We start from the raw sequence: 24,153 nt of genomic DNA, 5'->3' as shown, positions 1-24,153 counted from the left end.
ACACCCTCCGCAACCGTCCCCCGGAACCCGACACATGAACATCGACAAGAACGCCGTCGGTTTCATCGACGACGCGCAACTGCTCGCCGACGAGGCCAAGTACAGCTCCTTCGGCGACACCGTGCACTACGTGGACCCGCCGAAGATCTTCCGCCACGGCGAAGGCAGCTACATGTACGACACTGCCGGCACGCCGTTCCTCGACCTGCAGATGTGGTACTCGGCGGTCAACTTCGGCTACGGCAACAAGCGCCTCAACGATGCGCTGAAGAAGCAGATCGACGTGCTGCCGCAGGTCGCCAGCCAGTACCTGCACCAGACCCGCATCGAGCTGGCCAAGACCATCGCGCTGGACGCGAAGAAGAAGTTCGGCCTTGATGGCCGCGTACACTTCAACGTGGGCGGCGCGCAGGCGATCGAGGACTCGCTGAAGCTGGTGCGCAACGCCTGCAACGGCAAGAGCCTGATGTTCGCGTTCGAGGGCGGCTACCACGGCCGCACCCTGGGCGCCTCGTCGATCACCTCCAGCTACCGCTACCGCCGCCGCTTCGGCCACTTCGGCGAGCGCGCGATGTTCCTGCCGTTCCCGTACCCGTTCCGCCGCCCCAAGGGCATGACCGCGGAAGAGTATTCCGACAGTTGCGTGCGCCAGTTCGAGCGCCTGTTCGAAACCGAATACAACGGCGTGTGGGACCCCAAGACCAACCAGTGCGAATACGCCGCGTTCTACGTCGAACCGATCCAGGGCACCGGTGGCTACGTCGTCCCGCCGATGGGGTTCTTCAAGGGCCTGAAGCGGGTGTTGGACAAGTACGGCATCCTGATGGTGTCCGACGAGATCCAGATGGGCTTCTGGCGTACCGGCAAGCTGTGGTCGATCGAGAACTTCGGCGTGACACCGGACATCGTGGTGTTCGGCAAGGCGCTCACCAACGGTCTGAACCCGCTGTCCGGCCTGTGGGCGCGCGAGGAGCTGATCAACCCCACGCTGTTCCCGCCGGGCTCCACGCACTCCACGTTCAACTCCAACCCGCTGGGCACCTCGCTGGGTCTGGAAGTGATCAAGATGGGCTACGAGCTGGACTACGAGACCACCGTGCCGAAGAAGGGCGCGCACTTCCTCGAAGGCCTGCGCGGGCTGCAGAAGAAGCACAAGGAAATCGGCGACGTCGACGGCCTCGGCCTCGCGCTGCGCGCCGAGATCTGCACCGATGACGGCTTCACCCCGAACAAGGCCCTGCTCGACAAGATGGTCGACATCGGCCTCGCCGGCGACCTGGAGCACAACGGCAAGAAGATCGGCCTGGTGCTCGACGTGGGCGGCTGGTACAAGAACGTGATCACCTTCGCGCCCTCGCTGGACATCACCCACGAGGAGATCGACCTGGCGATGAGCTTGCTGGATCAACTGCTGACGAAGGCCAAGAAGGGCTGATCGTCGCTCGCCCGCTACAAACGAAAGGCCCGGCGGGAAACCGCCGGGCCTTTCGCTTTTCTTCCTCTCCCCTCTGGGGAGAGGGTTGGGGTGAGGGGCGGGTACTCGCGATAACCCTGTTTCTCTCCCCCTGCTTGCGCGGAAGGGATTTCTGCCTGTGCCAGCACATCACCCGCCGAGGTCGCTTCGATTTCGCTTGCTGTCACAAGCCACGCTCAGCGCGAATGGGTAGGGCTGGGCGCCCTAGGGTGCCCGCTTCAACGCCAGCACCGCGTTCAATCCCCCGAACGCGAACGAATTGCTCAGCACCGCGCGCACTGGCATCTCGCGCGCCACGTTCGGCACGTAGTCGAGGTCACAGGCGGGATCGGGCTTGTCCAGGTTCGCGGTGGGCGGCACCACGCCGTCGCGCAGCGCGCCGATCGCGGCGACCAGCTCCAGTGCGCCGGAAGCGCCCAGTGCGTGGCCGTGCATGGATTTGGTGGAGGACACCGCGAGGCGGTCGGCGTGGGCGCCGAAGGCGAGCCGGATCGCGCGCGTCTCGGTGACGTCGTTGGCCTGGGTGCCGGTGCCGTGGGCGTTGATGTAGTCCACGTCGGCGGAATTCAGTTCGGCTTCTTCCAGCGCCTGGCGCATCGCGGCGGCAGCGCCTTCCGCGCTGGGCATCACGATGTCGCTGGCATCGGCGGTCATGCCGGTGCCGGCGAGCTCCGCGAGGATGGTGGCGCCGCGCGCGCGCGCGTGCTCCAGCGATTCCAGCACGAAGACGCCGGCGCCTTCGCCCAGCACCAGTCCGCGGCGGTTCGCGCTGAACGGGCGGCAGGTGTCGTCGGCGAGCACGCGCATCGCTTCCCACGCGCGCAGTGCGCCGTAGCTTAGGCAGGCCTCGGTGCCGCCGGTGACGGCGGCTTCGACCATGCCGAAGCGGATCATGTGCGCGGCCTGGATGATGGCGTGGTTGGCCGAGGCGCAGGCGCTGGCGACCGCGTAGGTGGGGCCGCGCAGGCCCCAGGCGATGCTGATCTGGCTGGCCGAGGCGTTGGTCATCAGCCGCACGATCGTAAGCGGATGGGTGCGGCTGGCCTTCTCCGCGTACAGGCGGCGGCTCTGCTCGTCCTGGGTGGTTTCGCCACCCACGCCGGTGCCCACCACCACGGCCGTGCGCAGCCCCAGGCCGTCGCGGGTGAAGTCGATGCCCGAGTGCGCGATGGCCTCGCGCGCCGCGTGCAGCGCGAACTCCGAGGTGCGGTCGAGCAGGGGCAGGGTGCGCTCGTCGATGCCGGTGGCAGGGTCGAAGCTCTCCGGCACCTGCGCAGCGATCTTCACGCGCAGCACCTCGCTGTCCTTGTGGCGGAGCGGGCCGATCGCACTGCGCCCTTCACGCAGACCCTGCCACAGCGCACGCGCGCCCACGCCCAGCGGGCTGATCGCGCCCATGCCGGTAACGACGACCCTGCGCGTGTGGATCGTGGGCATTACTGGCCGCCTTCGCCGCCAGCGGCCTTGTCGTCCAGCGCCTTCTGCACGGCGTCGACCAGGCTCTGCGCGGTGTCGCTGTCGAAATTGGCGCCCTGCTGCTCGGGGAAGTGGATGTCGAAATGCTCCTCGATGTCGAAGATCAGCTCGATTGCCTCCAGCGAAGCGATGCCCAGGTCTTTCAACGTGGATTCGGGCTTGACGGTGCCGACGTCGACCTTGGCCTGCTTGGCGATGATCTCGAACACTTGCTGCTGGGTCGTTCCGGTCATGACGGATCCTTGGTGGCAGGCGACAATGGGCGCACCCGAACCGGCGAGCCGGTGCGGGCGACCCCCATAGTCTAGGCAAAGCCGCTTACTCATGCCTTTCATTTCGCAACTGGAGCCGGACGCGCTGCTCGCGGCGTTCATGGACGAGCCGCCGATCGGCTTCACGGTGGCGCGCTCGCCGCAGGGCATGCCGGGCTTCGTGGCGCCGTTCGACCTGCTGACCACGGCCGACGACGCGGTGCGCCGCCGCGTGGCCGCGCTGCCGCTGGCGCGGTACTGGCGGCGCCTGCTCACCTGGCGCACCCGTTTCGCGGGCACCACCGTGTCCGAGTACGCGCCACTGCCGGGCGACGTGGCGCCGGACGAACTGGCGCGGGGACTGAAAGCCGCATGGGGGCGCGAGTGCAAGCTGCTCGTCGTCAAGGACATCGCGCGGGACTCGCCGCTGCTCGACGAGGCTGCGAACGCCCATACGCGCGCCTTTGCCGTCGCCTGCGAGGCGGCGGGCTTCGTGCTGCTGGAGGGGCAGGCGCTGGCGTACGTGCCGATCGACTTCGCCACGGAAGACGAATACCTCGCCCGGCTCAGCTACAGCCGCCGCAAGAACATCCGCCGCAAGCTGCGCTCGCGCACGGCCCTGGACATCGAGGCGGTGCGCACCGGCGACGCGCGTTTCGACGACGAGGCCACGCTGGCGGCGTACTACGCGCTGTTCGACAACGTATATGCGCAGAGCGAGGTCCACTTCGACCGGCTGAGCCTGGATTTCTTCCGCCGCGTGCTGCGGGACGCCGCGAGCGGCGGCGTGGTCTTCGTCTACCGGCGCGAAGGGAAGATGATCGGCTGGAACCTCTGCTACGAGCATGGCGGCAAGCTGGTCGACAAGTACATCGGCATGGCCTACCCGGAAGCACGCGAGCACAACCTGTACTTCGTGAGCTGGATGCATAACCTGGGCTACGCGCGCGAACGCGGCCTGACACACTACGTGGCGGGCTGGACCGACCCGGAGGTGAAATCCTTCCTCGGCGCCAGCTTCACTTTCACCCGCCATGCGGTGTACGCGCGCAACCCGCTGCTGCGTATCCTGCTGCGCAGGCTGGGTGGGCATTTCGAAAGCGACCGCAGCTGGCAGGAGCAGGCGGAGAAGGATCATGACTAGGTCGTGCGCCACCGCCCCGGTCCGGACTCCCTCCCCAGCCTGCGGGAGAGGGCTGGCGGGGGCTGCTTCGGGTCTGCGCAGCGAACCCGCTTCCGACGTCCCCCCGCAGGCAGGGGGCGGAGATCGACAGCCATGCCATCCGGCGAGACGTACATGAACACCTCCATGCGGTGCCCCGTGGTGCTCGACATCGACGGCTCGGTGGGGCCGTTGCCGGGCGGCCTCGTGCTGCCGCTGGCCGAATGGCAGGAGGCGATCCGCTTCGGCTGCTCGCTCGCCACCATGCGCCGTTTCCGCGCGCTGCTGGACGCGCAGTTGCCAGTGCGCCACGGCACGGTCTTCACCGGCTCGGGCGATTTCCATCACCTCAGCTGGCCGCTGATCGCGCGGCTCGCGCCGGCCACGCCGATCCAGGTGGTGGTGCTGGACAACCATCCCGACAACATGCGCTTTCCGTTCGGCGTGCACTGCGGCTCGTGGGTGCGCCGCGTGGCCGCGTTGCCGTTCGTCGAGCACGTGCACGTGCTGGGCATCACCTCGCAGGATATCGGCGCGGGCCATGCGTGGGAGAACTACCTCATGCCGCTGCTGCGCGGCAAGCTCACCTACTGGAGCATGGGCGTGGACACCGGCTGGGCGCGGCGGCTCGGCATCGCGCGTGCGTTCCGCGGTTTCGACACGCCCGATGCGCTGGTCGATGGCTTCGTCGAACAGCAGCGCACGCAGCGGCTTCCTAGCTACCTCACCATCGACAAGGATGCGTTCGCGCCCGAGGTGGCACGCACCAACTGGGATCAGGGCCGCCTGCTGCTCCCCCATGCGCTGGCGTTGATCGACAGCCTGCAGCAAGGCCTGGCCGGCAGCGACATCAACGGCGAGGTCTCGCACTACCGCTATGAGACCTGGTGGAAACGCAAGCTCTCCGCGATGGACGAGCAGCCCGAGATCGACACCGCCAGGCTCGCCGGCTGGCAGGCGCAGCAGCATGCCCTGAACCTGCAGCTGCTCGATGCGATCGCGGAGCGCGGCGGTTGAATCCTGCCCGTGCGATGGCGGTTCGTTGACGTCGTGCCCGCTTGCACGGGCACGAAGCCTCAGGCGACGGCTTCGAGCACACCGCAGACCGCGTCAATGTCCGCATCGGCGAGCCACGCGCTGTTGCCGATGCTGAGGCTGCGCGCGGCGAAGTCGCGGGCGTTCGGCACGTCGGCCTTCGGCACGATGCCGTCGAGGTAGGCGTAGTCGGGCAGGGCGTGGATGAACAGGCGGCTGACGCCGTAGCCCGCCTGCCACAGCTGCTCCAGCGCGGCGTCGCGGTGCCGCTGGTCGCGCAACAGCAGGAAGAAGAACGGCCAGGTGCCGTGCGCCCCGGCGGGATCGTCCAGCACGGCGACGCCGGGGATCGCGCGCAGGCGCGGCAGATGGCGCCGGGCGCGGACGCCGCATTGCTCGATGAAGGCGGGCAGGCGCCGGGCGGCATGCGCGCCCACGGCCTGGCGCCAGCGGCCCACCGCATGCAGCGGCAGCGGCAGGGCGAAGTCGTCGCCGACCGCGGCCACCGGATCGCCGCGGCGCAGCGCGCGACGCAGCGGGTTGCCGTAGGCCAGGCGCAGGCCATGCGGGCGATACAGCGCCGCATAGCCCAGCAGCTCCGCGCTGCGGCGCAGTTCCCAGCTCGGGCTGGGTTTCGCGATGCGCGCGGCGGTGCGCGCGAGCCGTTCGCGCAGATCGGGATCGCGCGCGGCGAGCAGGCCGCCTTCGTAGATGGAGAGGCCCTTGCCCGCGGCGAGGCTGAAGAAGCCGAGGTCGCCGGCGAGGCCCACGCTGCTGCCGTCGCGCCGTGCGCCCAGCGCCTGCGCCGCATCCTCGATCACGTAGGCGCCCACGTTGTTGGCCACGGCCAGCGCGTCGTCCACGTCCGCGACGCGACCGGCGAGATGGGTGGGCAGGATCGCCAGCGTGCGCTCGTCGCAGGCGGCACGCAGCGCATGCGGCTCCATGTCGTAGTGGTCGGGGCGCAGGTCGCAGGGCACGGGTTCCAGCCCAGCCTGGCGCACGGCCAGCGGCACCAGCGGGCAGGTGTAGGCGGGCATCACCACGCGATGCCGCGCGGGTTTGAGTTCGTGCAGCGCGGCCAGTGCGATCAGCAGCGCGGCAGTGCCGGAGCAGGCGAGTTGCAGCGGCGGCGTGCCCAGTTGCGCGGCGACGTCGGCGGCCAGCGTCGGCGCGCCGGGGAGCAGGTCCGCCAGCTGCAGCGGCAGGCCGGCGGTCGGCGGCAGTTCGTGACGGCGGCGGGGCAGCATGCGCGTGGCGAGGTGCAGGTTCAGGCCTGCGCCTGGCCGCCTTCCGCTTCGGGCTCGTGCTCGCGGCTTTCGGCGAAGCCGAGGCACACGATGCCGGCGACGATGGCGACGGCGCCCAGCACGCGCGGCAGGGTGAGGTGCTCGTCGAACAGCCACACCGACAGCAGCATCACCGAGACCACTTCCAGGTGCGACGCGGCGAAAGCGGGGCCGATCGGCGCGTGCTTGAGCAGGCTCATCCACGTGAAGAAGGCACCCACGTAGCCGACGATGGCGCCGTAGATCCACGGAGCGCCGAACACCCGCAGCAGCCAGGCCACATCCGCCGTGACCGGCAGCGCGCGGGTACCGGCGTACTTGAAGCTGATCTGCGCCAGGGTGTCGAAGCCCATCAGCAGCGCGAAGCCGATGAGATAGAACCAGCCGCGCTTCATCCGGCCACCCCCACGATCGCCACGCCCAGCGTCACCAGCAGGATGCCGGCCACGCGCAGGCGGGTGAGTTTCTCGCCGAACAGGAAGCGTCCGGCCACCATGATCGCCACGATGTTGATCGAGCCCAGCAGCACGCCTTCGGACAGCGGCACCAGCGAGAGGAAGGCGATCCACACCAGGAATTCGATCACGTAGCTGGCTATGCCCAGCCACAGCCAGGGGCGCGAGGCCATGTGCTTCCAGCGGGCGAAGCCGTCGCCCGCGTCCTTGTCGCCGGCTGCCGCCTTGAACGCGAGCTGGCCGCCGGTGTCGAGCACCACATTGAGCACCCACAGCAGCGCGACGAGCGGGGAGATGGAGCCCGTCGGCATGTCAGGCTGCGACGCGTTGCGGGAGGTCGGCCGCGGCGATGCGGTCGAAGAACGCGGCGGAGCGCTCGACCAGGGTGCGGCGGTCGCGGTCGATGGTGATCATGTGGTAGCTGTCGTCCAGCAGCAGCAGCTCAACCGGCGCGCTGACCTCGCGCACCACCAGTTCGGCGTTCCTGATGCTGGCCACGTCGTCCTCGCTGGCATGCGCCACCAGGCAGGGTGCGGTGACCTGCGCGAGCTGGCGGCGCACGGTGGCCGACAGGCGGTACATCTCGGCCAGCGAATACCAGGGGTTGCCAGGCAGGCCGGCGGCGGCGCTGTCGCCGCCCAGCATCGCGCTGCTGACCTGCGCACGCAGGCGCTCGTCGCGGATGCCGTAGGGCGGCTGCTCCATGAAGCTGCGGTTGCGCCCGATGCCGAGCTTCTTCAGCAGCGGCAGCATGAAGGACATGCGCGCCAGCTTGGGGATGCTCCAGCCATCGTAACGGAACGTGGCACCGTACACGCCCACGCCGGCGATCTGGTCGGGACGGTCGGCGGCGAGCTTGAGCGAGAGCAGGGCGCCCATCGACAGGCCGCCCACGAACAGATGGTCGACCTTTTCGCGCAGCGCATCGGCGGCCTGCTCCACGCTGGAGTACCAGTCGCGCCAGCCGGTGGCGAGCAGGTCCTCGGTGTCGCCGCAATGGCCGGCCAGCTGCATGCCGTGCACGGTGTAGCCGGCACGGTTCAGCCCCTTGCCGAGCAGCTTCATCTCCATCGGCGTGCCGGTGAGACCGTGGATCAGCAGCACCCCGCTGCGGCCGCCTTCGAAGAAGAAATCGGTTTGCTGGATCACGCGCGATACCCGAGACGATGCGAGCCGCATCGGCGGCTTTTCAGATATGCATGTTCGTGGGGGGCGGTTTCCTCAGTCTTTCGGCCAGGGGCGCGGGAGTCTTCCGTCTGCTTATCGCCAGCGACAGGGCCGGTTCGTCCGCCTGCCGCACGGGGACAAAAGCGGCTTCGAGCGCCCGCAAGGGACAGAGCGGTTTCGTCCACCTGCCGCCAGGAACAAGGCGGTTTCGTCCACCTGCCGGTGGCCGAGTGACTTTCTCTTTGCGTGGCCAAAGAGAAAGTCGCCAAAGAGAAAGGCCACCCCGGGGCGGCGCTCTGCGGGCATCCTGCCCTCCGAGTGCGTGGGGCGGGGCCGGGCTTTTCGAGCGGGCTCCTGCCCGCGCGAAAAGGCGCTGCCCTCCATGGCAGCGCCCGCTGCGCGGCCTCTTCGTCCCCGCCTCACCGCCGCCCAGGGGCCCCGAACAGCAGCGCGCTCCCAGCGCGCAGAAGCAACGGCAACCGCCAGAGCGAAGCGACAGCAAGGCCAGAGCAAAGCGAGAGCAAAGCCAAAGCGGCGCAAAGCGCCGCGAGGCTTTGCCCCCCCCCCTCAGTTCCCAGATACGTCGCGGCGTGGCCGCCACGTCAATCGCATAGGCGGGAGCAGTTCCAAAGCCCTCGACACAGCGGGCTTGTAGTTCCGGCGGATTGAATCAGGCCATTTCTCTTGTTCCTTCTCTTGACTCCGGGCATCCTGCCCTCCGCCCTTCGGGCCAGCTTCGCCGTTCGCCACCGCTCCTGCGGTGGCGTGGGCCAGCAAAGAGAAGGGACTCGGGCGCCGGCAGGCGTCCGAAACCGCATTGTTCCTAACGGCAGGCGCTCGAAACAGCTCTGTCCCTTGCGGGCAGGCGCCTAAAGCCGTCTTGTCGCGTGCGACAAGGCCTCCCCTATCCCAGAAGCGCGGAGCGAATCAGCGCGCGCCGCCAGGCAGGAACCGCACGATCACCCGCTGCCCGATGCGCAACTGCTGCTCGGGCTGGTCGAAGGCCAGCACGCATTCCACCGTGCGCGCGTTGGCGCGGATCTGCGGGTCGTTTTCCAGCGTGGCCGGGCCGTAGACCTGGCCGATGCGCAGCACGTGGGCGCTCCAGTGGCCGTTCTCGGCGTCGTCGTTGGCGACCACCTCGGCGCGCATGCCCGGATGCACGGCGGCGACGAAGCTCTCGTTGAGCTCGGCGCGCACGATGCGCGGCTTGTCCGGCAGCAGGGTGAACAGCGCGCCGGAGGTGGGCGACACGCTGGCACCGGGCTGCGCCGCCACGTGCACCACTACCGCGTCGAACGGGGCGCGCAGGCTGCGCTGCGCCAGCTCGTATTTCGCCTCGGCCAGCTTCTGCGCGGCCATGTCCACCGCGGCCTGGTCGGCGCCGTATTCGGCGTCGAGCTGGTTGCTGGCTTCGCGGGCGTCGTCCGCGCTCTGGCCGTCGCCCGCGCCCGCGGCGGCGGCGGCGGCGAGGCGCTGCGCGCGCAGCTTGGCGGCGGCCTGCTTGATGGCGAGCAGCCTGAGCTGGGCCTGCGTCTGCTCCAGCTGCGCCTGGGCGGCGTCCACTGCCAGCCGGGCGGGGCGGGTGTCCAGCGCGGCCAGCAGTTGGCCCTGCTTCACCGTCTCGCCTTCGTGCACGGCGACGCTGGCCAGCACGCCTTCGCGCGGCATCGCCAGCGAGAGCAGTCCACCCTCGATGTCCACGCGGCCGCGCGCCACCGCGGCGTAGTTGCTGGCGGCGGCACTCGTGGGAGCCGGCTCCGCATGCTTCGAGCAGGCAGCGAGCAGCAGCGCGGCGGCCAGCGCGCATCCGGCGGGCCGCAGCAGCGCCACCAGGCGCGCGGACGAAGACGGACGGTAGGCGGTCGGCGTCATGGCGGGGTTTCCTTGGGGGCGCCGCCGGGGCGCCGGTCGCTGAGGATGCGGCCATCTTCCATTGCCAGCACGCGGTCGGCGTGGGCGACCAGGCGGGGGTCGTGGCTCACGCACAGCACCGTGGTGCCATGGGTGTGGGCGATGGTGTGCAGGATGTCGATGATGATCTGGCCGTTGGCGGAGTCCAGCGCGCTGGTCGGCTCGTCGGCGAACAGCAGCTCCGGTTCCTTGGCCAGCGCACGGGCGATCGCCACGCGCTGTTTCTCGCCGCCGGACAGTTCCGAGGGACGCAGCTTGATGCGATGGGACAGGCCCACCTCTTCCAGCGAGTGGCGCGCCCGTTCGCGGGCCTCCTGCTTCGACAGGCCCATGTGGTTGAGCGGCAGCTCCACCTGCTCCAGCGCGGTGAGCGCGGGGAACAGGTTGAAGCCCTGGAACACGAAGCCGGTGTGCTGCAGGCGGAAGTGTTCCAGCGCGTGCAGGTCGAGCTGGCCCAGCTCGCTGCCCAGTGCGTGCACGCGGCCGCTGTCCACCTTCTGCAGGCCGCTGAGGACCGCGAGCAGGGTGCTCTTGCCGCAGCCGGACGGGCCGGAGATCAGGGTCAGCTCGCCGGGATCGATGCTCAGCGAGAGGTGATCCAGCACCCGCGTGTGCTGCCGGCCGGAATCGAAGGCCTTGCACACCGCCTCGGCCCGCAGGATCGGGACGCGCGGCGTCGTGGCGGGGGAGTGGGCCATCGTGCTCATCTCAGCAGGGTGGCCGGATCGATGCGACGCATGCTGCGCATGGCCGCCATGCCCGAAACCGCAGCCTGGCCCATCACCAGCGCAATGCAGGCGATCGCGGCCAGCGGTCCCAGCACCACCGGCACGTCCTGGCTGCGCGCCAGCAGCAGCAGCAGCACGCCGAGCGCGGTCGCGCCGAGCAGGCCCAGCGCACCCACCCAGAACGCCTGTTCCAGCACCACCTTGCGCAGCGCGCCCACGCCCACGCCCAGCGCGTTGAGCGTGGCGTATTCGCGCACCGAGCCCTGCACCGCGCCGACCAGGGTCTGGCTGGTGATCACCGCGCCGACCAGGAACACGATGCCTGCGAGGAACAGCACGCCCGCGCCGGCACCGGTGTCGAACAGCCAGTAACGCACCGAACGGTTCGCGAAGTCGGTGGCGCTCCAGGTGGTGTAGGGGCCGAACGCGTTGCTGCCGCGCAGGCGCTGCGCCACCGCTTCGGCCTGCTGGGGATCGCGCAGCCTGGCGACGAAGTAGGTGGGGCCGTTGTCAGCGGCGTCGGTGTCGAGCGTTCGCGCGGTGTCCAGCGAGGTGATCACGTTGATGCCGCCGAGGCCGCGCAGGCCGCTGCTGACGCCCACCACGCGCACGCGGTGGCCGTTGACGGTGGCGGTCTGGCCCAGCGCCACGCCCAGCTTGTCGAGGTCGGCGCGATCCACGATCACCGCGTCGGGCTCGGCCAGGCGTGCGCGCAGCCCGGGCGGCAGTACCTTGGCGAACATCAGGCCGTCGGCAGACGGATCGATGCCGGAGACGAACACCGACACGCCGCCGGTATCGCCGGCGCCGCGCCAGTCGCCGTCCACCCAGACGTAGGGTTCGACCCGCGTCACCGCGGGATCCATCAGCACCCGCGATTCCACGTTGGCGTCGATCGAGCGGCCGGAGCCGACGCTCTGGGTGCCGGGGAAGCCGATCCACACGTCGGCGGAGGAGCCAGTGATGTAGACGCTGGTGGCGCCGAAGATGCCCAGCACCAGTGCCAGCTGCAGCAGCTGCAGCAGGCCGGCGAAGCCCACCGCCAGCATGGCGGGCAGGAAGCGCCGCCATTCGTAGACCAGCGTCTTGCGCGCCAGGGCCACCATCAGTGTGCCGCCCCGGTGGCCTTGCCGTCCGGTGCGGCCGGCGCTTCGTCCGCCGGCAGCGGCGCGCCGCCCAGCGCCTTGAACAACGCCACATAGGCGAGGCTGCGGCTGGCGCGCGCGTCGGCCAGTTCGAGCGCGGCCTGGTCGGCGGCGATCCGGCCGTCGGCCAGCGCCAGCGGGCTGTCCAGCTTCAGCGTCACCCGGGTCTGCAGGGCGCCGTCGACGCGTTGCAGCGCCTGCCAGGCCTCGAGGCTGCGCCGTTCGCGCTGCTGTTGCTGCTGCAGCGTGCCCAGTGCGGTTTCCACCTCGGAAACACCCTGCAGCACGGCTTGCCGATAGGCCAGCACGGCGGCCTTCAGCTCATGCGACTTGGCGTGCTCGGCGGCGGCGCGCAGGCCCCAGTCGAACAGCGGCATGTCGAACAGCGGCCCCACCGAGATCAGACCGTTGGAGACGGTGTGCTTCTTGTTGTTGTTGAGGTCGGTGGCCCAGATCATCGAGGCGCCGAGGCCCACGCTGGGAAAGCGGTCGGCATGCGCCACGCCCAGTTCGCCGGCGGCACGCAGCACGTCGGCTTCGGCGCGGGCGATCTCGGGGCGGGTGCGCAGCAATTCGGCCGGCGTGCCTGGCAGTTGCCACGCACCGAGTCGCGGCTGCGGACCGGGTTGCTGCCAGGCGGGATCGGGGCGGTTGCGGCCCAGCAGCACGGCCAGGCGCTGCGCGGCGGCATTGGCGGCCTGGCGCGGTGCGGCCAGCGCGGCTTCGGCCTGCGCCGCCGCCGCTGCCGCCTGGTCCACCGCGCCGGGCGGCGCCAGTTGCAGGCGCTGGCGCACCTTGAGCAGGTCGAGCTGGTGGCCGCGTATCTCGCCGACCCGCTGCAGCAGTTGCTCTTGCCGCTGGGCGGTGCGGAGTTCGATCCAGTTGCGCACCACCTCGGCCACCAGCGACACGCGCGCCGCCTGCAGGTCGGCCATGCTGGCGTCGAGTGCGCCCTGCGCCTCGCGGCGGGTACCCTGGGCCCGGCCGAACAGCCCGAATTCCCAGCTGGCATCGAAGCCGGTGACCAGGTAAGAGGCGCTGGCGTCCGGGTCGATCGTCTGCTCGGTGCGCGCGTGCAGGGACGGCAGGTAGTGCGCTCCTTCGTGGCGCTGCAGGATGCGCGAGGCACGCAGCCGCTCGACCGCCTGCGCCACGTCCAGGTTGTGCGCCAGGGCCTGGTCGACCAGCGCGTTCAGCGCGGAATCGTCGAAGGCGCGCCACCAGCTGTGCAGGTCGGTGGGCGCGGCCGCCTGGGCCGCCATCGCGTGCTGCCACTGCGCCGGGATCGGCGGGTCCAGCTTCGGCATCGCCACCGAGCAGCCGGCGAGCGCGACCGCCGCGCCGAGCAGGGTCGCACGCCAGCGACGGTACAGTCCGGAGCCTGCCTCAGTCATGCCGGCCACCGCGGGTCGCGAAGCCGGAGCGACATCCTTTGTTGTCGATGGGGATCAGGGCCACGGTCAGGTCAGGGGAAACGGTGAATGGTGGAGGCGCGGATGGCGACCGTGCGTGTCCGCGCAAGGATACAGGCCAAGCGCCGGGGCTGTCAGCGAACGGCTGCGGTTTCGGGACGCGGCACGGCATCGCGGACCCGCGGTGGCGGGAAACGCACCTCCACGCACAGGCCGCGCTCCTCGCCGAGCCGGTAGATCACCTCGGCGCGGTGGCGTTCGGCGATGCGCTGCACGATCGCCAGCCCCAGACCGCTGCCTTCCTCGTTGGTTCCCGGAGCGCGGAAGAATCGCTCGCTGAGCCGCGGCAGCAGCGCGGGCGGCACGCCGGGGCCGTTGTCCTCGACCAGCAGGTTGGCGCCACCGTCGGGCCGCGCCTCCAGGCTCACGGTGACGGTGCTGCCGCGGCCGGCATAGCGGATGCTGTTGTCGATGAGGTTGTCCAGGAGGTCGTGCAGGCTGGCAGCATGACCGTCGATGCTTAGCGCCTGCTCAGGCCCCTGGTAGCCGAGATCCACGCCGGCCGCCAACGCCTCGTGCACGCGCTGCGCCACCGCCTCGGGGATCAGCCGGGTGAGTTCCAGCGGCAGGTGCTCGACCGCGTCGGTCGACGGCGCCTGCGCGCGGGTCAGCGCCAGCAGTTGCGCGGTGGTGCGCGCGACGCGCTGGGTGAGCCGACGGATGTGGGTGAGCGCGTCGTGCACGTTCGCGGGATCGGGGTCGGCCAGTGCGCGTTCCACATGCAGGCTGAGCCCGGTCAGCGGGGTGCGCAGCTGGTGCGCGGCGTCGGCGATGAAACGGTCGTGCAGCGCCAGCATGCCGCGCAGGCGGGCGAACAGCGCGTCGATGGTGCGGGTCAGCGGCAGGATCTCCTGCGGCACGTCCGGCCCGCCGATCGGCGTCAGCTCGTGGTTGCGGCGGGCCAGGCGCAGGGTGAGCGGATCGAGCACGCGCAGGCCGTGGGTGACGCCGAACCACACCAGCGACAGCACGCAGACGATCAGCAGCGCCTGGGTGAGGATCGCCAGCAGCAGGATGTTGCGCGCCTGCACGTGGCGGTCGTGCAGGGTCTCGGCGACGGTGATGATCAGGGTGTCGTCGGGATGGTTGCTCGACGCGGTACTCAGTGTGACCGCACGCAACGGGCGGTGGTCCAGGTGGGTGTCGAACAGCTCGGGCGGGGCGCCCACGGCCGGCACCCGCGCCGGCCGCGGCAGGTGGCCGTTGCCGGCCAGCAGGCCGTGCCGGGGGCTGACCACGCTGAAGTAGCTGTCGCCGCTGGGGTCGTACTGCAGCAGGAAGCGCGCCTGCGGGGTCAGCTCGCCGCCCAGCTGCTCGTTGCCCATCATCTTGGCCAGCGTCAGCGCGTCGTTGCCGAGGTCGCGGTCGTGCACGTGGTTGGAGTAGCCGAGCGCCACGCCGTAGGTGAGCAGGATGTCCAGCACCAGCAGGATCGCCACCGGGATCAGCAGGAAACCCAGCAGTCGGCGGCGCAGGCTGGGGCGGCGGGCAGGGGCGTGGTTCATGCGTGCTTGCCGTCCTCGGCGGTTTCTTCCAGCAGGTAGCCGAGGCCGCGGATCGTGCGCACGCCGGTGCCGCTGCCTTCCAGCTTGCGGCGCAGGCGGTGGATCGCGATGTCCAGGCCGTTGTCGGTGAGCTCCTCGTCCCAGCTGCACAGCGCCTCGATCAGCTGGGCGCGGCTGGTGACGCGGTCGGCGCGCAGCGCCAGCGCCTCCAGCAGGCCGAATTCGCGCGCGGTGAGTTCCAGCGGTTCTTCGTCCAGCCAGGCGCGGTGGCCGGGCAGGTCCAGGCGCAACCGGCCGAGTTTCAGCTCGGGCACGCCCCGGCTGCTGGAACGGCGCAGCAGCGCGCGCACCCGCGCCTCGAACTCGGTGAGCGCGAACGGCTTCACCAGGTAGTCGTCGGCGCCGAGGTCGAGCACGCGGATGCGCTCGTCCAGCCCGTCGCGCGCAGTCACCACCAGCACCGGCACGCCGGCGCCGCGGGTGCGCAGCCGGCGCAGCACTTCGCTGCCGTCCAGCTGCGGCAGGCCGAGATCCAGCACCAGCAGGTCGTAGTCGTGGTCGCGCAGCGCGGCATCGGCCAACTGGCCGCTGGCCACGTGGTCGACCGCGTGGCTGCTGTGGCGCAGCGACGCGCAGATGCCTTCGGCGATGGAGGGGTCGTCTTCGGCTAGGAGAATGCGCATGCGGTTCGGGATTCTTCGCGGGGATGCCGTGCAGCTTGCCACGTAGCGCCAGTCCGGCAGCTTAGTGGGGTGGATGCCCCCGATATATGACCTCTGGCCTATGACGACAAGCCGGGTCGGAGCGCAGTCTGGGAAGATCAATGCGTGGGGGAGCGCAAATGGGATCGAGCAGGAACAGGTGCGGGCTGTGGCTCGCCGCATTGGCCATGGGTTGGTGCGGAGCCGGTACGGGTTTCGCGCAGCAGGCACCGGCCGTGGCGAGGAGCGTGGCGGCACCGGCGGTTGCCGCCACGGCATCGGCTTCGCCGGCGCCCATCCCGTTCGCACCGGCGCACCGGACCACCGTCACCACGCCCAGCGCGCCCGATGCCTGGGGCGGCGAGCGCACCGGCAAGGAAGCGACGCTCTCCGACCGCGTGGTGAGCTACGCCATCGATGCCAGCCTCGACGCCGCCAAGCACCAGGTGGCCGGCAAGGAGCACATGACCTGGCGCAACCGCAGCGACCGCGCGGTCAGCCACGTCTACTTCCACCTCTACCTCAACGCCTTCGAGAACGACGGCAGCACCTGGTTCACCGAACGCAAGGTGCTCACCGCGCACGGCCGCTCGCGCGGCAACGCGGTGCTGAAGCGGGGCCAGTGGGGCTGGATCCGCCTGCAGCAGGTGGCACAGGACGGCACGGCGCTGGAATGGAGCTTCGTGCATCCCGACGGCGGTCCGGCCACCGACCACACCGTGGTGCGCATCGACCTTGCCCGGCCGGTGCCCGCGGGCGGCACGCTGGCGCTGGACATCGGTTTCCTCAGCCAGCTGCCGCGCGTGGTGGAACGCACCGGCTGGTGGGGCGACTTCAACCTGGTCGGCCAGTGGTTCCCCAAGATCGGCGTGCTGGAGCTGCCCGGCGAGCGTGGCGCCACCACGGTGCGCTGGAACGTGCACGAGTTCCACTTCAACAGCGAGTTCTACGCCGATTTCGGCAGCTACGACGTGCGCCTCGACGTGCCCAGCGACTACACCGTGGGCGCCGTGGGCCGGCTGCAGGGCGCGCCGCAGACAGCGAACGGCCGCACCACGTACCACTACGTGCAGGGTGACGTGCACGACTTCGCCTGGGCGGCCGCGAAGGGCTACAGGACGCTGGATGGCACTTACACCGGCGCGGGCAGCCCGACGGTAGCCGTGCGGGTGATCTATCCGCCCGAATACGCGGCCAGCGCCGCACCCACGCTGAAATCCACCATCGATTCGCTGGGCTATTTCTCGCAGACCATCGCGCCGTACCCGTACCGCACCGTGACCGCGGTGATCCCGCCGTACAACGCGCAGGAGGCGGGCGGCATGGAGTACCCCACCTTCTTCACCTCCGAGGGCTACAAGAAGGTGGAGCCGGGCACCACCAGCCAGTACATGAGCGACTTCGTGAACATCCACGAATTCGGCCACGGCTACTTCTACGGCATCCTCGCCTCGAACGAGTTCGAGGAGCCGATGCTCGACGAGGGCATGAACGAGTTCTGGGACGACCGCATGATGCGTGCGCGCCATGAAGATCTCGTGGTCGCCTCGCCGCTCATGAAATGGCTGGGCATCGCGCCGGCGATGAGCGGGTTCCAGATGGAGCGACTCGGTGCCGAACTGCGGCGGCCCGAGGATCCGCTGGCGCAGAACAGCTGGGACCGGCTCTCCAGCTCGAGCTACGGCACGGTCTACGCGCGCACCGCCACCGCGATGCACGACCTGGAGCAGCGCATCGGCGAGCCGGCGATGGAAAAGGCCATCCGGCTCTACTACCGGCGCTGGCACTTCCGCCATCCCTCGGTGGCCGACCTGCGCCAGGCGCTGATCGACGGTTCGGGGGATGCGAAGGCGGTGAACGCGATCTTCGATCAGGAGGTGTACGGCACCCGGCACATCGACGACCGTGTGGCCGATATCGACGTGCAGGAAGTGCTGCCCCAGGCCGGCGTGAGCTGGCAGGACGGCAAGCGGGAGGAGGTCGACCAGCGGGCGCTGGACAAGCAGGTTGCCAGGCAGCGCGCGGATTGGAAGAAGGCCCATCCCGGCGCGAAGCCCGGCAGCGGCGGACCGTTTCCCTGGCACAGCACGGTGACGGTGCTGCGCGACGGCGCCCGCGTGCCGGAGACGCTGCACGTCACCTTTGCCGACGGCAGCCATGAGGACGTGCGCTGGAACGACGACCGCCGCTGGGCACGCTTCGACTTCACCAGGCCGAGCAAGGTGGTTTCCGCCGAGCTCGATCCCGGGCGGCAAGCCTATCTCGACGCCGACAAGCTCAACGACAGCTACGCGACCAAGCCGGACGGCGCCGCCTCGCGCCGCTGGACGGCCGACGTGGCCGCGGTGCTGCAAGCCCTCTACTCGACGCTGGTGACGCTGTGATGATGGCCAGGACGACTGCCCCACGCGCCGGCTTCGGCGCCCTGTTCTCCGCGATGGGCGCCGCCCTGCAATGGCGTCTGCTGCTGTTGTGGCTGCTGCTGATGCTGCTGCCGGCCAGCGTGGTGGCGCTGCCGCTGTGGCGCACGCTTGGCGGGCTGCTCGATCACTCGGTGCACGCCGGCGCCTGGGCACGCCGCTTCGATCCGCTGATGTTCGGCGACACGCTGGGGGCGCTGTCCGGGCACACCGCCTGGCTGGGCGGGGCCGCGCTGCTGGGGCTGCTGCTCACGCTGCTCCTGTCGCCCTTCCTCGACGGCATGGCGGTGGGCAGCGGGCGCGCCGCGCGCATCCCGGGTTTCGGCGCCCTGCTGCAGAACGGCTGGATCGAGTACGGCCGCATGTTCCGCGTGATGCTGTGGTCGCTGCTGCCGTATGCCGTGGTGGCTGCAGCGGCCGGCGCAGGCATGCACCTGGCCGAGCGCCGCGCCGCGCAGGCGGTGCTGGAGTCGCAGGCTGATGCCTGGGCGCATGGCGTGAACTGGGCGCTGCTGGCAGTGTTCGCGCTAGCGCAGGCGATCGTGGAATCCGCCCGTGCGGCCTTCATCGCCGATGCCGGCCTGCGCTCGGCAACCCGGGCGTTCGGCCGCGGCTTCATGCAGCTGCTGCGCCGGCCGCTGAAGACCCTGCTGTTCTACCTGGTGGTGAGCGCGACGGGTCTGGCGATCGCGGCGGCGCTGGGTATCGCGCGCATCCATACCACGGCGGTGGATGGCGGCTTCTGGCTGGGCCTGCTGCTCAGCCAGCTGATCGTGCTGGCGATGGCGTGGATGCGCGTCGCGCGGTTGTTTGCGCTGGCGCGGTTGGCGCGCACGCGGTGAGGCTTTCTTGCGTCGCTTGCGCAAGTGGCTGAGCGGTTTCGTCCGCCTGTTGCCAGAGACGGCGATTTCGTCCGCCTTCCGCTAGGAACAACGCGGTTTCGACCGCCTGCCGGCGGCCGAGTGACTTTCTCTTTGCGTGGCCAAAGAGAAAGTCACCAAAGAGAAAGGCCACCCCGGGGCGGCGCTCTCCGGGCATCCTGCCCTGCGAGTGCGTGAGGTGTGGCCGGGCTTTTCGAGCGGGCTCCTGCCCGCGCGAAAAGGCATCGCCTTCCATGGCGATGTCCGCTGCGCGGCCTTGTCGTCCCCACCTCACCGCCGCCCAGGGGCCCCGAACAGCAGCGCGCTCCCAGCGCACAGAAGCAACCGCAACGGCCAGAGCGAAGCGAAAGCGAGAGCCGGGCAAAGCCAAAGCGGCGCTACGCGCCGCGAGGCTTTGCCCCCTCAGTTCCCAGATACGTCGCGGGGTGGCCGCCACGTCTATCGCATAGGCGGGAGCGGTTCCAAAGCCCTCGACACAGCCTGCTAGTAGTTCCGGCGGATCGAACCAGGCCATTTCTCTGGGTTACCTCTCTTGACTCCGGGCATCCTGCCCTCCGCCCTACGGGCCGGCTTCGCCGTTCGCCGCCGCTCCTGCGGCGGCGTGGGCCAGCAAAGAGAGGTAACTCGGTCGCCGGCAGGCGCCCGAAACCGCTTGGTCCGGAGCGCCAGGCACCCAAAAACCTCCACCACAGGCGAGCCCGATCGCGAGGCGCGCAAGACGCCCCCGGAAGCATGAGGCATCGCACACCGGCAAAGGTCGAATCAGCCGCAAGCCACGCGCCGGCTCTCCCGATGCGGCGGGTAGTAGGCGAACACGTGGGTGTCGCTGCCGTAGAAATCCATGTCCTCGATATGCTCGCCGCCGAGGCGCCCGGCCACGCGGTCGGAGGCCTCGTTGCCAACGCGCACCAGGCTGATCACGCGCAGCGCGTGCAGGTGATTCCAGGCGAAATCGAGCACCGCCGCGCCCGCCTCGGTGGCGTAGCCGTGGTGGCGGTGTTCGGGCTTGAGCATCCAGCCCAGTTCCAGGTCGGGCCAGCCCTCGGGGTACATGAGGCCCGCGCGGCCCACGAATTCGCCGGTGCCTTTCAGTTCCAGCGCCCACATGCCGCAACCGCGCAGCTGCCAGTGGCCCAGCAGCATCGCCAGCGAGCGCCAGGCGTTGGTGCGGTCCAGCGGCTGGCCGTCGCCGATCCAGCGGGTGCTGGCGGGGTCGGCCAGCATCGCGGCGTAGTCGTCGAAATGGCGCTCGGTGAGCGCGGTCAGGCGCAGGCGCGCCGTCTCAAGGGTGGGTATGTCGATCATGCCAAATCAGAAGCAAGCTGCGTGCCGTCGAGCAGGGCGGCGAGTGCGCGGGTGCTCGAAGCGAGGCTTTCCGTCCAGGACAAGCCGACTATTCTCTCACCAGTGGCCGCATCCGTAAAATCCTCCGCCTCGCCGGGCGGCAGCAGGTGGCGGTAGTCCACGGTGATCTCGCTGCCGGCGGGCAGGTCGGCCAGCGCGAACACGAAGCCGAGGTGCCACAGCCCGTTGGGCCGGAAGCTGTGGTTGATGTAGCACTCGTCGGGCCAGTCCGGCGACACGGTGTAGCGGTCCTCGAACCAGCGCGCGCTGGCGTATTTCAGCCTGGCCAGTTCCGGCGCGTCGAGCTCGGCGTGGCGGAACGTGCGGTCGATCGCGTCGGGCGCGGTGACGATGCTGCCGGCACGCACCGCCTCGTCCAGGAACAGGCCCTTGCCGGCGCCAGGGATATGCGAAGCGGCGATGCGGTAGCGCGGCAGGATCATGGCGTAACCAACGGAGAGGGGGCGCCAGTGTAGGGCAGGCCCGGGACGGTGGCTTGCTAGAATGGCGGTCTTCCCCACGTTTCCGGAGTGCCCATGGATACCGCCCGCCTTTCACGCTACATCAGCGGCCTGTGGGACGACGAGATCGTGCCCAGGCTGGTGGAATACATCCGCATTCCCAACAAGTCGCCGATGTTCGACAAGGACTGGAAGGCGCACGGCCACATGGATGCGGCGGTGAAGCTGATGAGCGACTGGGCGAACGCCAAGCTCGCCGCGCTGCCGGGCGCCACGCTGGAGGTGGTGCAGCTGGAAGGCCGCACCCCGCTGATCTACATCGAAGTGCCGGCCACCGGCGCCGGCGACGACACCGTGGTGCTGTACGGCCATCTCGACAAGCAGCCCGAGATGACCGGCTGGGCCGAGGGCCTGGGCCCGTGGACGCCGGTGCTGAAGGGCGACAAGCTCTACGGCCGCGGCGGCGCCGACGACGGCTACGCGATCTTCGGTTCGCTGGCGGCACTTTTGGCGCTGCATGAGCAGAATGTGCCGCACGCGCGCTGCGTGATCCTGATCGAGGCCTGCGAGGAGTCGGGCAGCTACGACCTGCCGTATTACGTCGACCACCTCGCCGCCCGCATCGGCAACCCCTCGCTGGTGGTGTGCCTGGACTCGGGCTGCGGCAACTACGACCAGCTGTGGCTCACCACGTCGCTGCGCGGCATGACCGGCGGCAACCTCACCGTGCGGGTGCTGGAGGAGGGCGTGCATTCGGGCGACGCCTCCGGCGTGGTGCCGTCGAGCTTCCGCATCCTGCGCGAGATCCTGTCGCGGCTGGAGGATCCCGAAACCGGCACGATCAAGCCGAAGGAACTCTACATCGAGATTCCCGCGCAGCGCGTGGAGCAGGCGAAGCACGCGGCCACCGTGCTTGGCGACGAGATCTACAGCAAGTTCCCGTGGGCCGAAGGCATGCAGCCCGTGACGAAGGAGCTGCCCGAGCTGGTGCTCAACCGCACCTGGCGCCCGCAGCTCGCGGTGACCGGTATCGGCGGCATCCCGCCGCTGGACAGCGCCGGCAATGTGCTGCGCCCGTTCACCGCGGTGAAGCTGAGCCTGCGCGTGCCGCCCACGCTGGACGCGAAGCAGGCCGGCCGCTTCCTCAAGCAGTTGCTGGAGAAGGATCCGCCCTACGGTGCCAGGGTCACCTTCGACCTGGAGAAGGACGGCAGCGGCTGGAACGCCCCGGCGCTGTCGCCGTGGCTGGAGCAGGCGGTGGACGAGGCCTCGCGCAACCAGTTCGGCGCCCCGGCCACCTACATGGGCGAGGGCGGCTCGATCCCGTTCATGGGCATGCTCGGCGAGAAATTCCCCAAGGCGCAGTTCCTCATCACCGGCGTGCTCGGCCCGCACTCCAACGCGCACGGCCCCAACGAGTTCCTGCACATCCCCACCGGCAAGAAGGTGACGGGCGTGGTGGCCGAGGTGGTGGCGCAGCATTACGCGCAGGGAGCCAAGGGCTGATCGCCGTTCTTCCTCTCCCCAAACGGGGGAGGAGGCGAACGCAAAGGGCCATGCTCATGGATCAATCCCATCTCGCTGCCAACTGGGCCGACGTCCGCCGCCGCGTGGACGAGGCCTGCCGCGCCGCCGGGCGCGATCCGGGCGAGGTCTCCATCCTGCCGGTCAGCAAGACCTTCGGCCCGGAGGTGGTGCGTGCGGCGGTGGCGCTTGGCCTGCACCGCTTCGGCGAGAACAAGGTGCAGGAGATCCGCGACAAGGCCGGTCCGCTGGCCGATTGCGGCATCGCCTGGGTGATGATCGGCCACCTGCAGACCAACAAGGCCAAGGACGTGGCGCGGCTGGCCAGCGAGGTGCAGTCGCTGGACCGGCCCGAGCTGGCCGAGGCGCTGCATCGCCGGCTGCAGCTGGAAGGCCGCCGGATGGACGTGCTGGTGCAGGTGAAAACCTCCACCGAGGAATCCAAGTACGGCCTGCCGCCCGCCGAACTGCCGGCCTTCCTGGACAGCCTGCGCCGGTACGACACGCTGCGCGTGCGCGGCCTGATGACGCTGGCCATCCATACCGACGATCCCGCGGAAATCCGTGCCTGCTTCCGGCAGCTGCGCGAGTTGCGGGACGCCGCCGTTGCCCGCGGGCACGACATCCCGCGCCTGTCGATGGGCATGAGCGGCGATTTCCCGCTGGCGATCGCCGAGGGCGCCACCGAGGTGCGCATCGGCACCGCCATCTTCGGCCGGCGCGCCACCTCGGACAGCTTCTACTGGCCCGAAACCGGGCGTTGAGGCGTCCGGGTCGGCCTCGCCGGTGCAAGTTGCGGAAAGGCATGCCCTTTTGAAGTGTGACCGGCGCGGCAAACGTTTGCGAACGGCAGGGTTCAGTTAACCCCAATCCAACAACCCCCCCGGACCTTCTTGGTAAGTTCATTTCTTCGTCACGTCGCCTGCACGCCAGGCGGCATCATCCGAGTAGCGTCGTAGGGGGTTACTGCCTCATGCCAATCCAGCGATTGATCGGTGTTGCCGCGCTCGTTTCGATGCTGCTGTTCGTCACCCCCTCGCATGCCGAAACCCGGGCCGTCGCCAACCTCCCGCTCGTCGCCGGTGGTATCTCCTCTTCCGCTTCCCCGCTGTCGCTGAACCAGCTGCCCATCCTCAACCCGTCGCCGATGTTCGGCGCGCCCGGCACGCCGGGCTTCGCCGGCGCGGGGGCCTTCGGCGCTGGCCACGGCGTGCTTGCCCCGGTGGCGGTCGCTCCGGCCAGGGCCGACGATGCGAAGTCCGTTGCCGGCCCGGTGGACGAGCAGGCCGACGGCTCTGCCGAAACCATCACCGACCTGCGCAAGGCGCTGATCACGCTGGCGATGCACCTGCGCGACGTGCGCTACGTGCGCGGCGGCCACAGCCCGGCCACCGGGTTCGATTGCAGCGGCTTCGTGCGCTACGTGTTCGCCCATGCCATCGGCGTGCAGTTGCCCACCAATTCCGCCTCGCAGTTCCTCGCCGGCCTCAAGGTGAAGCGCGCCGACATGAAGCCGGGCGACCTGGTGTTCTTCCACACCGGCGGCCGCCGCCACCGCGTCACCCACGTCGGCATCTACATCTCCAACGGCCGCTTCATCCACGCGCCCACCACCGGCAAGTCGGTGCAGATCTCCAGCCTCGACGAGGCCTACTGGGCCAAACGCTTCGTGGGCGCCAAGCGTCCCGAAGGCATGCTGGCGCTGGCGCGCAACGGCTGATCCCGGTTTCGCGCTCGCATCGACAGGCC

22 protein-coding genes are annotated in these 24,153 nt (G+C 69.7%); 8 read left to right on the top strand and 14 right to left on the bottom strand.

Annotated features, from left to right (window positions below; translation table 11 throughout):
• Window positions 1-34 precede the first annotated feature (34 nt).
• On the top strand, window positions 35-1,435 hold the full coding sequence (locus ACQGNW_RS17280; RefSeq protein WP_426664619.1) for an aspartate aminotransferase family protein: 1,401 nt from the start codon (window positions 35-37) through the stop codon (window positions 1,433-1,435).
• Between the two features lie 243 nt (window positions 1,436-1,678).
• Here the strand turns inward: ACQGNW_RS17280 and ACQGNW_RS17275 are convergent, their stop codons facing one another.
• Window positions 1,679-2,911: a beta-ketoacyl-[acyl-carrier-protein] synthase family protein gene (locus ACQGNW_RS17275; protein ID WP_426664618.1), complete on the bottom strand. Its 1,233-nt coding sequence runs from the start codon at window positions 2,909-2,911 to the stop codon at window positions 1,679-1,681.
• The gene (locus tag ACQGNW_RS17270) at window positions 2,911-3,183 is read right to left on the bottom strand and encodes an acyl carrier protein (protein ID WP_426664617.1); all 273 of its coding nucleotides are present in this window, start codon (window positions 3,181-3,183) and stop codon (window positions 2,911-2,913) included. Before ACQGNW_RS17270 ends, ACQGNW_RS17275 begins: the two co-directional genes overlap by 1 nt.
• Before the next feature lie 91 nt (window positions 3,184-3,274).
• Here ACQGNW_RS17270 and ACQGNW_RS17265 point away from each other — a divergent pair, with 91 nt between their 5' ends.
• Entirely contained in the window at window positions 3,275-4,345 is a 1,071-nt protein-coding gene (locus tag ACQGNW_RS17265; RefSeq protein WP_426664616.1) for a GNAT family N-acetyltransferase, read from the top strand.
• Between the two features lie 165 nt (window positions 4,346-4,510).
• Window positions 4,511-5,380 carry an arginase family protein gene (locus ACQGNW_RS17260; protein WP_426664789.1) on the top strand — a complete coding sequence of 290 codons (870 nt, stop codon included), beginning with the start codon at window positions 4,511-4,513 and terminating at the stop codon, window positions 5,378-5,380.
• 59 nt (window positions 5,381-5,439) lie between these two features.
• Here the strand turns inward: ACQGNW_RS17260 and ACQGNW_RS17255 are convergent, their stop codons facing one another.
• From ACQGNW_RS17255 to ACQGNW_RS17210, 10 genes are all read right to left on the bottom strand, one after another.
• Window positions 5,440-6,648: a DegT/DnrJ/EryC1/StrS family aminotransferase gene (locus ACQGNW_RS17255; RefSeq protein WP_426664615.1), complete on the bottom strand. Its 1,209-nt coding sequence runs from the start codon at window positions 6,646-6,648 to the stop codon at window positions 5,440-5,442.
• Window positions 6,649-6,668: 20 nt separating this feature from the next.
• Window positions 6,669-7,082 carry a DMT family transporter gene (locus tag ACQGNW_RS17250; protein WP_426664614.1) on the bottom strand — a complete coding sequence of 138 codons (414 nt, stop codon included), beginning with the start codon at window positions 7,080-7,082 and terminating at the stop codon, window positions 6,669-6,671.
• Complete coding sequence (locus tag ACQGNW_RS17245) at window positions 7,079-7,453, bottom strand: EamA family transporter (protein WP_426664613.1); 375 nt, start codon at window positions 7,451-7,453, stop codon at window positions 7,079-7,081. The genes ACQGNW_RS17250 and ACQGNW_RS17245 overlap by 4 nt, the downstream gene beginning before the upstream one ends.
• A 1-nt stretch (window position 7,454) precedes the next feature.
• Window positions 7,455-8,291, bottom strand: a complete 837-nt coding sequence (locus ACQGNW_RS17240; RefSeq protein ID WP_426664612.1) for an alpha/beta hydrolase — start codon at window positions 8,289-8,291, stop codon at window positions 7,455-7,457.
• Between the two features lie 945 nt (window positions 8,292-9,236).
• Window positions 9,237-10,184 (bottom strand): efflux RND transporter periplasmic adaptor subunit, encoded by a 948-nt coding sequence (locus ACQGNW_RS17235; protein WP_426664611.1) that lies wholly within the window; start codon window positions 10,182-10,184, stop codon window positions 9,237-9,239.
• Window positions 10,181-10,921 carry an ABC transporter ATP-binding protein gene (locus tag ACQGNW_RS17230; protein ID WP_426664610.1) on the bottom strand — a complete coding sequence of 247 codons (741 nt, stop codon included), beginning with the start codon at window positions 10,919-10,921 and terminating at the stop codon, window positions 10,181-10,183. Before ACQGNW_RS17230 ends, ACQGNW_RS17235 begins: the two co-directional genes overlap by 4 nt.
• Window positions 10,922-10,926: 5 nt before the next feature.
• Window positions 10,927-12,057 carry an ABC transporter permease gene (locus ACQGNW_RS17225; RefSeq protein WP_426664609.1) on the bottom strand — a complete coding sequence of 377 codons (1,131 nt, stop codon included), beginning with the start codon at window positions 12,055-12,057 and terminating at the stop codon, window positions 10,927-10,929.
• A complete protein-coding gene (locus ACQGNW_RS17220) occupies window positions 12,057-13,490 on the bottom strand; it encodes an efflux transporter outer membrane subunit (RefSeq protein ID WP_426664608.1) in 1,434 nt (477 codons plus the stop codon). Before ACQGNW_RS17220 ends, ACQGNW_RS17225 begins: the two co-directional genes overlap by 1 nt.
• 152 nt (window positions 13,491-13,642) lie before the next feature.
• Window positions 13,643-15,073 (bottom strand): sensor histidine kinase, encoded by a 1,431-nt coding sequence (locus ACQGNW_RS17215; RefSeq protein WP_426664607.1) that lies wholly within the window; start codon window positions 15,071-15,073, stop codon window positions 13,643-13,645.
• Entirely contained in the window at window positions 15,070-15,756 is a 687-nt protein-coding gene (locus ACQGNW_RS17210) for a response regulator (protein WP_426664606.1), read from the bottom strand. The genes ACQGNW_RS17215 and ACQGNW_RS17210 overlap by 4 nt, the downstream gene beginning before the upstream one ends.
• 206 nt (window positions 15,757-15,962) lie before the next feature.
• Here ACQGNW_RS17210 and ACQGNW_RS17205 point away from each other — a divergent pair, with 206 nt between their 5' ends.
• Both ACQGNW_RS17205 and ACQGNW_RS17200 read left to right on the top strand, forming a co-directional pair.
• On the top strand, window positions 15,963-18,158 hold the full coding sequence (locus ACQGNW_RS17205; protein ID WP_426664605.1) for a M1 family metallopeptidase: 2,196 nt from the start codon (window positions 15,963-15,965) through the stop codon (window positions 18,156-18,158).
• A 2-nt stretch (window positions 18,159-18,160) separates the two neighbouring features.
• Window positions 18,161-19,036, top strand: a complete 876-nt coding sequence (locus ACQGNW_RS17200) for a hypothetical protein (protein ID WP_426664604.1) — start codon at window positions 18,161-18,163, stop codon at window positions 19,034-19,036.
• Between the two features lie 801 nt (window positions 19,037-19,837).
• On the opposite strand, the gene ACQGNW_RS17195 is transcribed toward ACQGNW_RS17200, so the two are convergent.
• Together ACQGNW_RS17195 and ACQGNW_RS17190 are read right to left on the bottom strand one after the other, a co-directional pair.
• Window positions 19,838-20,380, bottom strand: coding sequence for a GNAT family N-acetyltransferase (locus ACQGNW_RS17195; RefSeq protein ID WP_426664603.1), 543 nt, complete (start codon window positions 20,378-20,380; stop codon window positions 19,838-19,840).
• Complete coding sequence (locus ACQGNW_RS17190) at window positions 20,377-20,862, bottom strand: SET domain-containing protein-lysine N-methyltransferase (RefSeq protein WP_426664602.1); 486 nt, start codon at window positions 20,860-20,862, stop codon at window positions 20,377-20,379. Before ACQGNW_RS17190 ends, ACQGNW_RS17195 begins: the two co-directional genes overlap by 4 nt.
• A 93-nt stretch (window positions 20,863-20,955) precedes the next feature.
• On the opposite strand from ACQGNW_RS17190, the gene ACQGNW_RS17185 reads away from it, so the two are divergent.
• The 3 genes from ACQGNW_RS17185 (at window position 20,956) to ACQGNW_RS17175 (ending at window position 24,124) form a co-directional block, all read left to right on the top strand.
• Window positions 20,956-22,386 (top strand): M20 family metallopeptidase, encoded by a 1,431-nt coding sequence (locus ACQGNW_RS17185; protein WP_426664601.1) that lies wholly within the window; start codon window positions 20,956-20,958, stop codon window positions 22,384-22,386.
• Window positions 22,387-22,442: 56 nt separating this feature from the next.
• A complete protein-coding gene (locus ACQGNW_RS17180) occupies window positions 22,443-23,168 on the top strand; it encodes a YggS family pyridoxal phosphate-dependent enzyme (RefSeq protein WP_426664600.1) in 726 nt (241 codons plus the stop codon).
• 209 nt (window positions 23,169-23,377) lie between these two features.
• The gene (locus ACQGNW_RS17175; RefSeq protein WP_426664599.1) at window positions 23,378-24,124 is read left to right on the top strand and encodes a C40 family peptidase; all 747 of its coding nucleotides are present in this window, start codon (window positions 23,378-23,380) and stop codon (window positions 24,122-24,124) included.
• Window positions 24,125-24,153 lie beyond the last annotated feature (29 nt).

Source organism: Rhodanobacter aciditrophus (genome assembly GCF_050026795.1).
Lineage (GTDB): Bacteria > Pseudomonadota > Gammaproteobacteria > Xanthomonadales > Rhodanobacteraceae > Rhodanobacter_A.
This window is presented reverse-complemented; position numbering and strand designations above follow the sequence as displayed.